Annotated in this window: 14 protein-coding genes; 8 read left to right on the top strand and 6 right to left on the bottom strand. The window is 60.0% G+C overall.

Translation table 11 applies throughout. The annotated features are described in order from the left end of the window. Nucleotides 1-10 precede the first annotated feature (10 nt). Nucleotides 11-673 carry an NAD(P)-dependent oxidoreductase gene (locus ACA055_RS00140; protein WP_497681820.1) on the top strand — a complete coding sequence of 221 codons (663 nt, stop codon included), beginning with the start codon at nt 11-13 and terminating at the stop codon, nt 671-673. A gap of 33 nt (nt 674-706) precedes the next feature. On the opposite strand, the gene ACA055_RS00135 is transcribed toward ACA055_RS00140, so the two are convergent. Next, nucleotides 707-1,657 (bottom strand): choline sulfate utilization transcriptional regulator, encoded by a 951-nt coding sequence (locus tag ACA055_RS00135; protein ID WP_497681819.1) that lies wholly within the window; start codon nt 1,655-1,657, stop codon nt 707-709. A 114-nt stretch (nt 1,658-1,771) separates the two neighbouring features. Here ACA055_RS00135 and betC point away from each other — a divergent pair, with 114 nt between their 5' ends. The 3 genes from betC to ACA055_RS00120 all read left to right on the top strand — a co-directional run bounded on the left by betC (nt 1,772) and on the right by ACA055_RS00120 (nt 5,939). Further along, entirely contained in the window at nt 1,772-3,286 is a 1,515-nt protein-coding gene (betC, locus tag ACA055_RS00130) for a choline-sulfatase (RefSeq protein WP_497681818.1), read from the top strand. A 16-nt stretch (nt 3,287-3,302) separates the two neighbouring features. Beyond that, the gene (choX, locus tag ACA055_RS00125; protein WP_497681817.1) at nt 3,303-4,223 is read left to right on the top strand and encodes a choline ABC transporter substrate-binding protein; all 921 of its coding nucleotides are present in this window, start codon (nt 3,303-3,305) and stop codon (nt 4,221-4,223) included. 147 nt (nt 4,224-4,370) lie between these two features. Next, nucleotides 4,371-5,939: a SulP family inorganic anion transporter gene (locus tag ACA055_RS00120; RefSeq protein WP_497681816.1), complete on the top strand. Its 1,569-nt coding sequence runs from the start codon at nt 4,371-4,373 to the stop codon at nt 5,937-5,939. A 90-nt stretch (nt 5,940-6,029) separates the two neighbouring features. Here ACA055_RS00120 and aroE read toward each other — a convergent pair whose 3' ends face one another. Next, nucleotides 6,030-6,851 carry a shikimate dehydrogenase gene (aroE, locus tag ACA055_RS00115; protein ID WP_497681815.1) on the bottom strand — a complete coding sequence of 274 codons (822 nt, stop codon included), beginning with the start codon at nt 6,849-6,851 and terminating at the stop codon, nt 6,030-6,032. 13 nt (nt 6,852-6,864) lie between these two features. Beyond that, nucleotides 6,865-7,779 (bottom strand): oxygen-dependent coproporphyrinogen oxidase, encoded by a 915-nt coding sequence (gene hemF, locus ACA055_RS00110; protein ID WP_497681814.1) that lies wholly within the window; start codon nt 7,777-7,779, stop codon nt 6,865-6,867. 177 nt (nt 7,780-7,956) lie between these two features. Here hemF and ACA055_RS00105 point away from each other — a divergent pair, with 177 nt between their 5' ends. Next, on the top strand, nt 7,957-8,934 hold the full coding sequence (locus ACA055_RS00105) for an NADPH:quinone reductase (protein WP_497681813.1): 978 nt from the start codon (nt 7,957-7,959) through the stop codon (nt 8,932-8,934). A gap of 115 nt (nt 8,935-9,049) precedes the next feature. On the opposite strand, the gene tsaC is transcribed toward ACA055_RS00105, so the two are convergent. From tsaC to ACA055_RS00090, 3 genes are all read right to left on the bottom strand, one after another. Next, nucleotides 9,050-9,607 carry an L-threonylcarbamoyladenylate synthase type 1 TsaC gene (gene tsaC, locus ACA055_RS00100; protein ID WP_497681812.1) on the bottom strand — a complete coding sequence of 186 codons (558 nt, stop codon included), beginning with the start codon at nt 9,605-9,607 and terminating at the stop codon, nt 9,050-9,052. Between the two features lie 54 nt (nt 9,608-9,661). Then, the gene (gene dprA / locus ACA055_RS00095) at nt 9,662-10,768 is read right to left on the bottom strand and encodes a DNA-processing protein DprA (RefSeq protein ID WP_497681811.1); all 1,107 of its coding nucleotides are present in this window, start codon (nt 10,766-10,768) and stop codon (nt 9,662-9,664) included. Nucleotides 10,769-10,848: 80 nt separating this feature from the next. Continuing rightward, the gene (locus ACA055_RS00090; RefSeq protein ID WP_497681810.1) at nt 10,849-11,874 is read right to left on the bottom strand and encodes a LysM peptidoglycan-binding domain-containing protein; all 1,026 of its coding nucleotides are present in this window, start codon (nt 11,872-11,874) and stop codon (nt 10,849-10,851) included. 168 nt (nt 11,875-12,042) lie between these two features. On the opposite strand from ACA055_RS00090, the gene def reads away from it, so the two are divergent. From def to rsmB, 3 genes are all read left to right on the top strand, one after another. Continuing rightward, a complete protein-coding gene (gene def / locus ACA055_RS00085; RefSeq protein WP_046056612.1) occupies nt 12,043-12,549 on the top strand; it encodes a peptide deformylase in 507 nt (168 codons plus the stop codon). 71 nt (nt 12,550-12,620) lie between these two features. Next, nucleotides 12,621-13,580, top strand: coding sequence for a methionyl-tRNA formyltransferase (gene fmt, locus ACA055_RS00080; RefSeq protein WP_497681809.1), 960 nt, complete (start codon nt 12,621-12,623; stop codon nt 13,578-13,580). Next, nucleotides 13,577-14,887: a 16S rRNA (cytosine(967)-C(5))-methyltransferase RsmB gene (gene rsmB, locus ACA055_RS00075; protein ID WP_497681808.1), complete on the top strand. Its 1,311-nt coding sequence runs from the start codon at nt 13,577-13,579 to the stop codon at nt 14,885-14,887. The genes fmt and rsmB overlap by 4 nt, the downstream gene beginning before the upstream one ends. Nucleotides 14,888-14,899: the final 12 nt, after the last annotated feature.

Here is a 14,899-nt window from a genome sequence, read left to right as displayed (position 1 = left end):
GAGCTCAGCCATGAAAAATGCCGAAACCCCTGTGGTGAAAGTGGTGCTTTATGGTGCCATGAGTAGCCTGGGCAGTGCGCTGATGGCTGAAATGCTACGGCGCCAACATGAAGTGATCGCGATACTCGATGACCTGACGGCGCTCGCGCCGCGCCCGGGGTTGCGAGCCAAGACCGGCGACTTGTTCGATGCCGAACGCGTGAAGCAGAGCGTGGCGGGCAGTTCGGCGGTTATCTGTCTGTTGGATGCACCGGGTCTGCCGTTCAGCAGCGAACACGTGGAAAAAACCATTTTGCTCGGCCCGGTCGAACAAGTTCTGGCCGTGGACGCATTGATTGAGGGGATACAGGCTGCGGGTATTGCACGGCTGTTTCTGGTGGGCGATTTCGAACTGCTGGACGATCCTGAAATAGAGGATCACCTGCAACGCCATGCTGCCGAAGAAATCCGTGAAGCCCTGCAAAGCAGCGACTTGCACTGGACGCTGGTGAATGCGCCGCGCGGAGTGCCAGGGCTGACGATCGAGCATTTCAGCCAGGTCAGCAGCAGCCTCGAACCAGGCCTGGCCGAACCGCTGGAGCGGTTGAACCGTGTAGCGGTAGGGATTGCCGATGAGCTGCACCTGAACCTGCATGTTGGCGAGCATGTGAGTTTTATTGCCGCTTCAGAGTAGAAAAGTCGCTGTCTTCGTACGATCTTTGCGCTTTCACACGGCGATAGACGGCAGCGGCAGGCCATTGAGCGATTGCGCACTGCTGGCCTGCTCGGCCATCAGCCAGTCCACAAACTGTTGAATCAAAACCCCACGCCGTTTGCGCTGGGGCAGGACCACGTAATAACCCAGTCTGGAAATCACCGTGTCTGCAATGGGTCGACACAACAAACCCTGCGCCAGCAAGTTATCCACAAGGTGCCGCCACCCTATCGCCACGCCCTGGCCGCCAATCGCCGCTTGAATAAGCAAGGTGTAATTGTCGAAGCGCAATTGCCCCGGCGCTGGCGCCGAAGTAATCCCCAGCTCACGAAACACGCCGCTCCAATCAAACCAGTTGCTGCTGTTTTCGCCTCGCAGGTGGAGCAGCGGAAATTCGAGCAATGACTGGGCCGGCAAGGGCAGGGGACGGTCCTTCAATAGCAGCGGGCTGCAGACTGGAAACACTTCTTCGCTGAACAACCAATGGCTTTCGCCCTGCTTGAATCGACCATCGCCAAACAACACCGCCACATCGATATCGGTGCGGAGCATGTTGAGGCTACGTTCACTGGTGACCAGGCTGACATCCACTTGAGGATTGGCCGCATGAAAGCGGTGCAACCGCGGCATCAACCAATACGCGGCGAAGGCAAAATCGGTAGCGACCTGCAAAACTTCATGTTGATGCTGTGCGCTGATTGCGCTCAATCCTGCATCGATATTCTGCAAACCAACTTGAACTTGCTCAAAAAGAATCGTCCCGGCCTCGGTCAGTTCGATTCCGCGGTAGATGCGGTCGAACAGCCGTGTGCCGAGTTGTTCCTCCAACCGTTTGATCTGCTGGCTGATGGCCGGTTGCGTGGTGCCAAGTTCCACCGCCGCGGCAGTGAAGCTGCGTTGACGAGCCGCCGCTTCGAAAGCGCGCAGCAAATCCAGAGACAAATCACCAAGGGCGTCATACATAAGCTGTGCTTATCCTAGTCATTGCCGGGCGTGGGCTTTACCACAAAGTGTACGGACTCCATGCTCGATCGCAGCACTCTCGCATAAATATTCACTATGGAATGCCGCGATCACATGAAGCGCAAAAATATTCTTTTCATCATGGCCGATCAAATGGCCGCGCCAATGTTGCCGTTCTACGGCCCTTCGCCCATCAAATTGCCAAATCTGAGCCGCCTCGCCGCCGAAGGTGTGGTGTTCGACGCTGCTTACTGCAACAGCCCGCTGTGTGCGCCGTCGCGTTTTACCCTGGTCAGCGGTCAGTTGCCGAGCAAGATTGGCGCCTACGACAACGCAGCCGATTTCCCCGCCGATGTGCCCACCTATGCCCACTACCTGCGTCGCCTTGGTTACCGCACTGCGCTGTCGGGCAAGATGCATTTCTGCGGCCCTGATCAGCTTCACGGCTATGAAGAACGCCTGACCAGCGACATCTACCCGGCCGACTATGGTTGGTCGGTGAACTGGGATGAACCGGATGTACGTCCGACCTGGTACCACAACATGTCGTCGGTGTTGCAAGCCGGGCCGTGCGTGCGCACCAATCAGCTGGATTTCGACGAAGAGGTGGTGTTTAAGGCCCAGCAGTACCTGTTCGACCACATTCGTGAAGATGGCGATCAGCCTTTCTGCCTGACCGTTTCGATGACTCACCCACACGACCCGTACACCATTCCCAAGACTTTTTGGGATATGTATGACGACGCCGACATCCCTCTACCGGAAACCCCGGCCCAGACCGAACTGGACCCGCATTCCCAACGGCTGCTCAAGGTCTACGACCTGTGGGACAAACCGCTGCCTGTGGATAAGATTCGCGATGCGCGCCGTGCGTATTTCGGAGCTTGCAGCTATATAGACAGTAACGTCGGCAAACTTCTGCAAACCCTCGAGGATACCGGCCTGATCGATGACACCATCATTGTGTTTTCCGGCGACCACGGCGACATGCTCGGCGAGCGTGGGCTTTGGTACAAAATGCATTGGTACGAAATGGCTGCGCGAGTGCCTTTGTTGATCAGCGCACCAGGACAGTTCGGCGCCGGTCGGGTCAGTGCGGCCGTTTCCACCGCCGACCTGCTGCCAACCTTCGTGGAACTGGCCGGTGGCTCCCTGGAACCGGGCTTGCCGCTTGACGGTCGTTCGCTGGTTTCGCACCTGCAAGGGCAGGGCGGTCACGATGAAGTCTTCGGCGAATACATGGCAGAAGGCACCATCAGCCCGTTGATGATGATTCGCCGCGGCCCCTACAAATTTATCTACAGTGAAGACGACCCTTGTCTGCTCTTCGATGTTCACAACGACCCTCGCGAACGGGAAGAACTCAGCCAATCGCCGCAATTTCGGCCACTGTTCGAAGAATTTCTCGCCGAAGCCCGAGCTAAATGGGATATCCCGGCGATTCACCAACAAGTGCTCGCCAGCCAGCGACGCCGCCGATTTGTCGCCGATGCATTAACCGTCGGCAAGCTGAAGAGCTGGGATCACCAGCCACTGGTGGACGCCAGTCAGCAGTACATGCGCAACCACATCGACCTCGACGATCTGGAGCGTAAAGCACGTTATCCACAACCCTGCCAAAACCAATAATGTTAAGGGGAAGTCCATGCAAAGGTTATCCACAGTACTGACGGTCGGGCTTTTGGCTCTGGGCAGTGCACCGGCGTATGCCGATCAGAGCTGCGAAACGGTGAAGATGGCCGACCCTGGCTGGAGCGACATCGCCGCGACCAACGCCATCACCGGGTTTCTGCTGGACGGCATGGGCTACAAGGCCAAAGTCGACACTCTGGCGGTGCCGATCACGTTTGGCGGGCTCAAGGATGGCCAAGTGGACGTGTTCCTGGGTAACTGGATGCCGGCGCAACAGGGCTTCTACGACAAGTTCGTGGCCACGGGCGACGTCACTCAACTGGCGAAGAACCTCGACGGCACCGAATTCACCCTGGCCGTTCCGGATTACGTTTGGGATGCGGGTGTGCATAACTTTTCCGACCTGAACAAGTTCGCCGACAAGTTCGACAAGAAGATCTACGGCATCGGCTCCGGCGCCCCGGCGAATATCTCGCTGCAAGAGATCATCAAGAAGAACGACTTCGACATGGGTCAGTGGAAACTGGTCGAGTCCAGTGAGCAGGCCATGCTCGCCGAAGTGTCCCGTGCGGTGAAAAAACAGAAGTTCGTAACCTTCCTCGGCTGGACCCCGCACCCGATGAACGTGCAGTTGAAAATGCATTATCTGAAGGGCGGCGAGAAATACTTTGGCGACACCGGCAGTGTCCACACCCTGACCCGCAAAGGTTATGCACAGGCCTGTCCGAACGTCGGCAAGCTGCTCACCAACCTGAGTTTTACCCAGGAAATGGAGAACAGCATCATGGCTGAGGTGGTGAACAAGAAGATAAGCAATGCCGATGCGGCCAAGGCGTGGATCAAGGCCAACCCGGCAGTACTGGATAAATGGCTCGATGGCGTGAAGACCGTGGATGGCAAAGATGCGTTGCCGGCGGTGAAAGCCAAGCTGTAGAGCCAATGTGATGTGGGAGCGGGCTTGCTCGCGAAGAGGGCATCACGTCCGACATTTATGTCGACTGACACTCCGCTTTCGCGAGCAAGCCCGCTCCCACAGGTCTGGTGCTGATACCCTTGCGCAAAACCCCACCCGAGAGGACCCATGGCCTTTCCCAGCCGCCATTCACTCTTCCCATTCCTGACCTGGTTACCGCGGCAGACCCGCGCCAGTGTCGGACGTGACCTGATCGTCGGCCTGAGCGGTGCAATTCTCGCGTTGCCACAATCCATTGCCTACGCCCTGATCGCCGGCCTCCCACCTGAATACGGCTTGTACGCGGCAATCATCCCGGTGCTGATCGCCTGTCTCTGGGGTTCGTCGTGGCATTTGATCTGCGGTCCTACCGCAGCCATTTCCATTGTCCTGTACGCCAGCGTCAGTCCTCTGGCCGTACCCGCGTCAGAGGACTACGTCACCCTGATCCTGTTGCTGACACTGCTGGCCGGCATTTTCCAGTGGCTGTTGGGATTGCTGCGGTTCGGCGCCTTGGTGAATTTCGTCTCCCACTCGGTGGTGCTGGGGTTCACCCTCGGCGCAGCGGTGGTGATCGCCATCGGGCAACTGCCGAACCTGCTTGGGCTGGACTTGCCCAACCAGGCGACGGCGCTGGACAGTTTTCTGATGTTGTTCCGACATCTCGGCGAGGTGGATAAACCCTCGTTGGCGCTGGGGCTGGTGACGGTCGTGGTGGGCGTGATCCTGAAGTTGCTGATGCCCCGTTGGCCGACGCTGTTGATCACCCTGGTCCTGGCCGGATTGCTGGTCTGGCTCTGGCCATCGATGTTTGGCCATGTGGAATTAGTCAGCGCGTTTGTCGGGCGGCTGCCGCCGTTTAGTCCGCTGCCGCTGGATCTAGACCTGATCCTGCGCCTGCTGCCCAGTGCGGTGGCGGTGGGCATGCTCGGGCTGGTCACCAGTCTGTCGATCGCCCGTTCCTTGTCGGCACGTTCGCAACAACTGCTCGACGCGAATCAGGAAGTCCGCGCCCAGGGTTTATCCAACATTGTCGGTGCGTTTTTTTCCGGTTCACTGTCAGCCGGTTCCTTCACCCGTTCGGGTCTGAGCTACGAAGCAGGCGCCTGCTCACCGATGGCCGGCGTTTTTTCGGCGTTGTGGGTAGGACTGTTCGCTATCTTCGGCGCGAAATTGATTTCGCATATCCCAATCCCGGCCATGGCCGGCAGCATTCTGTTGATCGCCTGGGGATTGGTGGACCATCGCGGCATTCGCGCGTTGTTGCGGGTCAGCCGCGCCGAGTTCCTGGTCATGGCGCTGACCTGCGTCGCCACGTTGCTGCTGGAGTTGCAGACCGCGATCTACGCCGGCGTGCTGGCTTCGCTGTTTTTCTACCTCAAGCGCACCTCGCAACCGCGGGTGCAGCATTGGCGCGACGGCGATGAAGATATTCTGCGGGTCGGCGGATCGATCTTTTTCGGCGCCAGCCACTACCTGCAAGTGCGCCTGCAACGGATGCACGGCGTGCGGGTAGTGATCGAGGCGCAGCAGATCAATTTCATCGACTATTCAGGTGTGGAAATGCTGCACCAGGAAGCGCGACGGCTACTGCGCCAGGATCGCAGCCTGACCCTTCGGCGGGCGCGGCCGCAGGTGGTGGAAGAATTGAGGAAGCTGGAAGGGGCGGAGAAATGCCCGATTCGGTTTGAGGATTGATCCGACATCGGTGTCGTTTGCCATCGCGGGCAAGCCCGCTCCCACAGGGATCACCGAAAACCTGTGGGAGCGGGCTTGCCCGCGATGCTTTTAAAGGGCTAGCTGCCGACGCAATTCAGCCAGCACCGGCGCCGTATCCGGACGCACACCGCGCCACAAATAGAAGGCCTCCGCCGCCTGCTCGGCCAACATCCCCAGACCATCCATCGTCACCGCCGCGCCATGTTCACTGGCCCAGCGGCAAAACGAAGTCGGTTCCTTGCCATACATCATGTCGTAACACACCGTCTTGCCCGGTTCGATCAGGCTGCCGGCAATCGGCGGCACTTCCCCGGACAAGCTTGCGGATGTCGCGTTGATAATCAGGTCCACCGGCTCCCGTAGCCAGTCGAAACTGCTGGCCGATACCGGCCCCAGATCAGCGAACAATTCTGCCAGCAGCTCAGCTTTTTCTACCGTGCGGTTGGCGATGATCACCGAAGCCGGTTGCTCGGCCAGCAGAGGCTCCAGCGCACCGCGCACCGCGCCGCCGGCACCCAACAGGAGGATGCGTTTGCCCTTGAGGCTGAACCCGGCGTTGACCGTCAGGTCCCGCACGAGACCGGCGCCATCGGTGTTATCGCCCAGCAACGTGCCATCGGCCAGTTTGCTCAGGGTGTTTACCGCACCAGCCCGCTTCGCCCGCGCTGTCAGACTGTTCGCCAGGCGATAGGCCTCTTCCTTGAACGGCACCGTCACATTCGCCCCAAGACCTTCGCGGAAAAACGCCTGGGCGCAGCCGGAAAAGTCGTCGAGTGGCGCCAGCGAAGTGCTGTATTCCAGTTTTTCAGCGGTCTGCTCGGCGAACAAACGGTGGATCAGCGGCGACTTGCTGTGGCCAATCGGGTTACCGAATACGACATAACGGTCCATCAGAATTCCTCGTTCAGGCCTCGGCCAACCAATCGCGATCTTGCAGGAAATACTCGGTCAGGCGCGCTTCTTCGCTGCCAGGCTCGGCTTTCCAGTCGTAAGCCCAGCGTACTTGCGGCGGCAACGACATCAGAATCGACTCAGTACGCCCGCCCGATTGCAGGCCGAACAGCGTGCCGCGATCGTAGACCAGGTTGAATTCAACGTAACGGCCACGGCGGAATTCCTGGAACTCACGCTGTTTGGCGGTGAAGGCATCATTTTTGCGGCGTTGGACGATCGGCAGATACGCATCGATATATGCGTCACCAATTGCGCGCATGAAGGCGAAACTGGTGTCGAAGTCCCATTCGTTCAGGTCATCGAAAAACAGACCGCCGATGCCCCGTGGCTCGTGGCGATGCTTGATGTGGAAGTAGCTGTCGCACCAGTCCTTATAGCGCGAATAGACATCCGGACCGAACGGCGCGCAGGCCTGCTCGGCGATGCGGTGCCAGTGCACGCAGTCTTCTTCATTGCCGTAATAAGGCGTGAGGTCGAAGCCACCGCCGAACCACCAGACCGGCTCTTCGCCTTCTTTTTCAGCAATGAAAAAGCGCACGTTGGCGTGGGACGTCGGCACATGCGGGTTGTGCGGGTGAATCACCAGCGACACGCCCAGGGCTTCGAAGCCACGCCCGGCCAGTTCCGGCCGATGAGCGCTGGCGGACGGTGGGAGACCGCTGCCGAAGACGTGGGAAAAGTTGACGCCGCCCTTTTCGATGACCGTGCCGTTCTCGATCACCCGAGTGCGACCGCCACCGCCCGCAGGCCGGGTCCAGGCGTCTTCGACGAAGCGCGTGCCGCCATCTTCAGCTTCGAGGGCAGCGCAAATGCGGTCTTGCAGGTCGAGCAGGTAGGCTTTTACGGCCTCGGTGCGGGTAGTCATGGCATCACCTTGAATCGGGCAAAGCTACGCGGCTCCATTGGAGCAGGGGCCGGCGCAAATGGGCGCGTAGCATAACATTGCAGATGCACCCGTCGCAGTTGACGAAGATCAAGCTTAGGAGTCCGATAGGGAGCTTCGCACTTATGTCCCAAGAAACATGACCCAAGGAGTAGGCAGATGGCAAAGCGAATTCAGTTCCGCGCCCATGGCGGCCCCGAAGTGCTCGAGTATGTGGATTACCAACCCGCCGAGCCCGGCCCACAACAGGTTCGCGTGGCCAACAAGGCCATCGGCCTGAACTTCATCGACACCTATTACCGTAACGGCCTCTATCCACCACCAGCCTTGCCATCGGGTCTGGGCTCGGAAGGCGCGGGTGTGGTCGAGGCGGTGGGCAGCGAAGTCACCCGGTTCAAAGTGGGCGATCGCGTGGCATACGGCAGCGGCCCGTTGGGCGCCTACAGTGACATTCACGTATTGCCCGAGGCCAATCTGGTGCTTTTACCGGACGCCATCAGTTTCGAAACGGCCGCCGGTGTAATGCTCAAAGGCCTGACCGTGCAGTACCTGCTGCGTCAGACTTATGAACTCAAGGGTGGCGAAACCATTCTGTTCCACGCTGCGGCTGGCGGCGTCGGTTCCCTGGCCTGCCAATGGGCCAATGCCTTGGGCGTGAAGCTGATCGGCACGGTCAGCTCCCCGGAGAAAGCTGCACTGGCCAAAGCCAACGGCGCCTGGGCAACCATCGACTACAGCCATGAAAACGTCGCACAACGTGTACTGGAATTGACCGACGGGAAAAAAGTCCCGGTGGTGTACGACGGCGTGGGCAAGGATACCTGGCTGACTTCGCTCGACAGCGCGGCGCCGCGCGGATTGGTGGTGAGCTTTGGTAATGCGTCCGGCGCGGTGGATGGCGTGAACCTGGGGATTCTCTCGGCGAAGGGTTCGCTGTACGTGACCCGACCGACGCTCGCGACCTACGCCAACAACGCGCAAAACCTGCAACGCATGGCGGATGAGCTGTTCGAGATGATCATCAGCGGCAAGCTGAAGGTAGACATCAGCCAGAAGTATTCATTGGCCGAGGCGGCGAAGGCGCAGACTGAGTTGTCGGCGCGGCGTACCACCGGCTCAACGGTTCTGTTGCCTTAAGGGCCTCTTCGCGAGCAAGCCCGCTCCCACATTGGATCGTTGTCGTACACAAAATCTGTGTTCGCTGAGATCTGATGTGAGAGCGGGCTTGCTCGCGAATGCGGATACCTCGGTCTCAATCCGGACGCAAAACCTTGCCGGTCGCCAAATCGCGAATCACGCTCGGATTCTTGCGCCCACCGAGGTTTCCACCCAGCACCAAATCAACCTGCCCCCGAAAATACTGCTCGACACGAATCCGCGTCCGCGCCGCCGGCCGGCCCTGTGGGTTGGCGGAAGTCGACACCAGCGGCCCGACCAATGCACACAAATCCCGCACCTGCGGATGATCACTGACCCGCAGAGCCACCGTTTCATGCACACCGGTAATCCACTGGGGCAACAGGTTCTGATGCGGCACCAGCCAGGTGTTCGGTCCCGGCCAGGTGCTGGCCATGCGATCCATCCACAGTTCCGGGAAATCTTCGAAGAGAAAGTCGAACTGGCGAATGTTGTCGGCGACCAGAATCAGGCCCTTATCCACAGATCGGCCCTTGATCAGCAACAGACGATCCACCGCTTCTTCGTCCCACGGGTCGCAACCCAGACCCCAGACAGCTTCGGTTGGGTAGGCAATCACCGCCCCTGCGCGAATTGCTCGTGCGGCTTGTTGCACACGCCAACTGTTGACCATGAAAAACTCTCCGGAATAAGGCTCTGCGCAGTTTACCGTTCTTCCTTATAAAACCTAGCTCACGCGCGCAAACCAGCGCCCGCTTTCGCAGACTGCCCGGCCCTCCATTTCCAGTTCCGTCAGCGCCGCCAGCACTTTCGGCAACGCCCAGCCGCTGGTGTCTGCCAGCGCTTCACTGGTGTGAGGCGCCGCATGCAGCAACATCAATAGAGGATGGGTCACGGCCGTCGACGGCGTCTCTGTGGATAACGGCAGCTGTTGCCAGCCACGCAACGCTTCAAGGATATGCTCGATGGTTTCCACCAGCACAGCGCCGTCGCGGATCAGTTGATGGCAACCGCGGGCGCCGGGATGATGGATCGATCCGGGAATTGCATACACCTCGCGACCTTGCTCCGCCGCGAGCCTCGCGGTGATCAACGAACCGCTCGCAACACTGGCCTCGACCACCAGCACGCCAAGGGACAACCCGCTGATGATCCGGTTGCGTCGAGGGAAGTTGCTGGCAGTAGGACCGGCGTCCAGCGGGAACTCCGAAAGCACTGCGCTGCCCGAGGCAATCATGGCGTCTGCCAGCCGTCGATTGCGCTGTGGATAAAACTTTTCAAGACCCGTGCCAAGTACCCCCACCGTTCGCCCGCCAACGTCCAGAGCCGCTTGGTGCGCGGCAGCATCGATACCCAGCGCCAGACCGCTGGTGATGACAAAACCGGCAGCGGCCAGGCTGCGGGAAAACGCGGCGGCGGTGTCCATGCCAGGACGCGAAGCGCGACGACTGCCGACCATCGCCAACTGCGGTTTTTCCAGAATGCCCGGATCACCCGCAACGAATAACAACGGCGGCGCATCACCGATTTCCGCCAGTAGCGCCGGATACTCGGGTTGGTCCCACATCAGTAAATGCTGGCCCGGACGCTCTAGCCAGGCCAATGCGTGACTGGCGCCATCACGAATTTCAGTGCAGCGCCTGGCTTCCGAGCACGCCAGCGGCAAGCCCAGCGCTCGCCAGGCGGTGGCCGGTGCGCTGATGGCGCTGGACGCAGAGCCGAAGGCATCAAGCAATTTTTTAAAACGCGCCGGGCCGAGTTCCGGCAAGCGATGCAGACGTAAACGGGCTTCCAGCTCCGCAGGGGAAACCGGTGTAACAGCAGACAGCGACATGGATCATCCTTGATCGTAATGAGCCCCGTTGAAACGGGAATAAGCTGTGGATAACTCTGTTGGTAACTTGTGGAGCCTGCTTACGGATTTCGCACCTTGTCCATCACCGCCAGAGAGCGCGATGCGTTGAGCACGAGCCCGTAGCTGAGTTTGTCGTACGTGCGGAAAACCATCAGCAATCCGGCGCGCTCATCGGGAATCTTCAGCGGTTGGCCGGTGATTCGATCGCGCACCGTTTCGCCGGTTTTCATCACCACCAGCACATTGCCTTCGGCCAGGCCGTCGCGTTGCCCCTTGTTCAAGGTGACCACATCCAGCGCGCCGATCTGCGTAACCCCGCGTGGAACATCGATGATCAGGCCGTTGATCTCGCTTTTCGGTGCGCTGGGCATGAAGGTCGAGTTGATCGATCGCTCTTCACCGCTAAACAGCCGGTCGCCGAGGCGGACTTCCTGGGTAGTGCGTTGTAGCGCCAGGGTCGCGACGTCGCCTTCGGTGGCCACAATTTCGCCGCCGCCGATATCGTCGGCATTGATCCCCAGAAACTCCTTGCTCTGCGGATCGGTGTAGACCTTGCCCTGGCGGAAAATGCCGTAGACCGGTTGGTTAGGGTCGAACTGGCCGCGGGCGAAAATCCGGTCACCGGTACCGCTGAGCACCCTTTCCGCGTCGCCAGCGACGATGTAAGGCGCCTTGTCGAAATCCTCGACCTTGTCGACGATGCGGTTGCTCAGCAGAAAGCTGTTGATCGATTGCAGCGGAATGCTCGGGATGGCGTCGGCCACCGGGCTGCTGCGCACCCGTGGCGAGAGCTTGATAGTGCCTCGGGAAGCCCCGCGATTGAGGGTCAGCCGTGGTTGGCCGTTGACGTAGACCAGCGAGAGCAAATCGCCGGGGTAGATGAGATTGGGGTTCTCGATCTGTGGATTGGCTTGCCAGAGCTCGGGCCATTTCCACGGTTCACGCAGGTATTTTCCCGATATGTCCCAGAGTGTGTCCCCCGCTACGACGGTATATTGCTGTGGAAAACCTTCCTTGAGTTGCACTTGCCCGTGCGCCAAACCAGCCGAGGCCAGAAGGAGCAAGGCGAGTAGTGATTTCCTCATGCGGTGAATCCCTTTATTATGTACGTTCGCGTGAAACGCCAGAGCCCTCGTGGCTCGCTCCCGGCTAGCTTATGAAGAAGGGAGCTACGTTTTACAACGGTAGCCGGCATCTACTGACCCGCCAGGCCATCGACCCGACTTTACCTCACACGTGCAGCAATTAAGCTTATGGCCATTTTAGACATCCTCGAATTTCCCGACTCGCGCCTGCGCACTATCGCCAAACCTGTGGCCGTAGTGGACGACGAAGTGCGTCAGTTGGTCGATGACATGTTTGAAACAATGTATGAAGCGCCAGGCATCGGCCTCGCCGCGACCCAGGTCAACGTGCACAAACGTATCGTCGTGATGGACCTCTCCGAAGACCGCAGCGAACCCCGGGTGTTCATCAACCCCGAGTTCGAAACCCTGACCGACGAGATGGAGCAATATCAGGAAGGTTGCCTCTCGGTGCCCGGCTTCTACGAAAACGTCGATCGGCCGCAAAAGGTCAAGATCAAGGCTCTGGACCGCGACGGCCAGCCTTACGAACTGATCGCCGAAGGCCTGCTCGCGGTGTGCATCCAGCATGAATGCGACCACCTCAACGGCAAATTGTTCGTCGACTACCTGTCCAACCTCAAACGCGACCGAATCAAGAAGAAACTGGAAAAGCTCCATCGCCAGAACGCTTGATGCCCTTCTTTCAAAGGCTTGCTGCGGCAAGCCTTTTTCTTTTGCGATTGCTTTGTAAATGAGAGTTTCCCATGACTGAGCCACTGCGCATTGTCTTTGCCGGCACCCCGGAATTCGCCGCCGAACACCTCAAGGCCTTGCTCGACAGCCCTTATGAGATCGTAGCGGTCTACACCCAACCGGACCGTCCGGCCGGCCGCGGGCAAAAACTGATGCCGAGCCCGGTCAAGCAGTTGGCCCTGGAAAACAACATCCCGGTGCTGCAACCGCCGACTTTGCGCAACGCAGACGCTCAAGCTGAAATGGCCGCGCTGAAACCAGACTTGTTGGTGGTGGTCGCCTACGGCCTGATCCTGCCGCAAGTGGTGCTGGATATTCCGCGCCTGGGTTGCATCAACAGTCACGCATCCTTGCTGCCACGCTGGCGTGGTGCGGCGCCGATCCAACGCGCCGTGGAAGCGGGCGACGCGGAAAGCGGCGTAACCGTGATGCGCATGGAACTGGGTCTGGACACCGGGCCGATGCTGCTGAAAGTCACCACTCCGATCACCGCAGAAGACACCGGCGGTAGCCTCCACGACCGTCTGGCGGAAATGGGCCCGCCGGCCGTGGTTCAGGCAATTGCCGGTCTCGCCGCAGGCACGCTGGAAGGCGAAGTGCAGGACGACAGCCTCGCCACTTACGCTCACAAGCTGAATAAAGACGAAGCGCGCATCGACTGGAGTCGCCCGGCGGTAGAGCTCGAACGCCTGGTCCGCGCCTTCAATCCGTGGCCGATCTGCCATAGCACACTGAATGGCGAAGCACTGAAAGTGCTGGCTGCGAGCCTCGCCGAAGGGCAGGGCGCTCCCGGTGCAATCCTTAGCGCCAGCAAGGACGGCCTGATCGTCGCCTGTGGAGAACAAGCGCTGTGTCTGACTCGTCTGCAATTGCCCGGTGGCAAAGCGCTGAACTTCAGCGACTTGTTCAACAGCCGTCGTGAGAAATTCGCTGTCGGCACCGTTCTCGGTCAAACGGCGGACGCTCAATGAACCCACGTCTGGCCGCCGCCAAGGCGCTTGCTGCAGTTCTAAACGGAAAAGCCTCACTCAACAGTTCTCTGCCAACGCAAATGGACAAGGTCGAAGACCGCGATCGCGGCTTCACCCAAGACCTGGCGTTCGGCACTGCTCGCTGGCAGCCGCGTTTGTCGGCGCTGGCGGCCAAGTTGTTGCAGAAACCGTTCAAGGCGGCCGACGCCGATGTCGAGGCGCTGCTGCTGGTCGGTCTCTACCAATTGCTCTACACCCGCGTTCCGGCCCACGCCGCCATCGGCGAAACCGTCGGTTGCGCGGATAAGCTGAAAAAGCCTTGGGCCAAGGCCTTGCTCAACGCTGTGCTGCGCCGTGCCCAGCGGGAAAGCGAAGCGCTGTTGGCCGAACTGGAACACGACCCGGTGGTGCGCACCGCCCATCCGCGCTGGCTGCAAAAGTCCCTGAAGGCATTCTGGCCTGAGCAATGGGAAGCCATTTGCGCGGCGAACAACGCGCATCCGCCGATGATTCTGCGGGTCAACCGTCGCCACCACACTCGCGATGCCTACCTCGGTTTGCTGAGCGAAGCCGGCATCGCCGCCACGCCATGCGTTTACAGTCGGGACGGCATCGTCCTCGACGCCGCGGCCGACGTGCGCAGCCTGCCGGGCTTTGCTGAAGGCTGGATCAGCGTGCAGGACGAAGCCGCGCAACTGGCTGCCGATCTGCTCGACCTGGCGCCCGGCCAACGGGTGCTGGACGCCTGCTGCGCACCGGGCGGCAAGACCTGCCACATTCTTGAAGCCGAGCCACAACTGGCCGGCGTAGTGGCCGTGGACCTGGAAGCCAAGCGGCTGGTGCGGGTGCGAGAAAACCTTGCACGCCTGGGCCTGAGCGCCGAATTGATCGCCGCCGACGGCCGCGACACCGCGACCTGGTGGGACGGCAAGCCGTTCCAGCGCATTCTGCTGGACGCACCGTGTTCAGCCACCGGCGTCATTCGTCGTCACCCGGATATCAAACTGACGCGCCAGCCCGATGACATCGCTGCGCTGGCAGTCCTTCAGGGCGAACTGCTGGACGCCATGTGGATAACTCTGGAAGTAGGCGGCATTTTGCTTTACGCCACGTGCTCCACGTTGCCAACCGAGAACACCGAAGTGATCGAGGCGTTCCTCGTTCGCACGCCGGGCGCCCGGGAACTGGACATCGCCAGTCAGGCCGGCATCAAGCAGCCCCATGGTCGCCAATTACTGGCCCAGGAAGGCGGCCACGACGGGTTCTACTACGCCAAGCTGATCAAAATCGCCGCCGCGCGCGGCTAACTGGTTTTAAAG

It is taken from the genome of Pseudomonas sp. LBUM1657 (genome assembly GCF_059716075.1).
The sequence above is the reverse complement of the archived record's forward strand: the minus strand, read 5'-3'. Positions and strand labels throughout refer to the sequence as shown.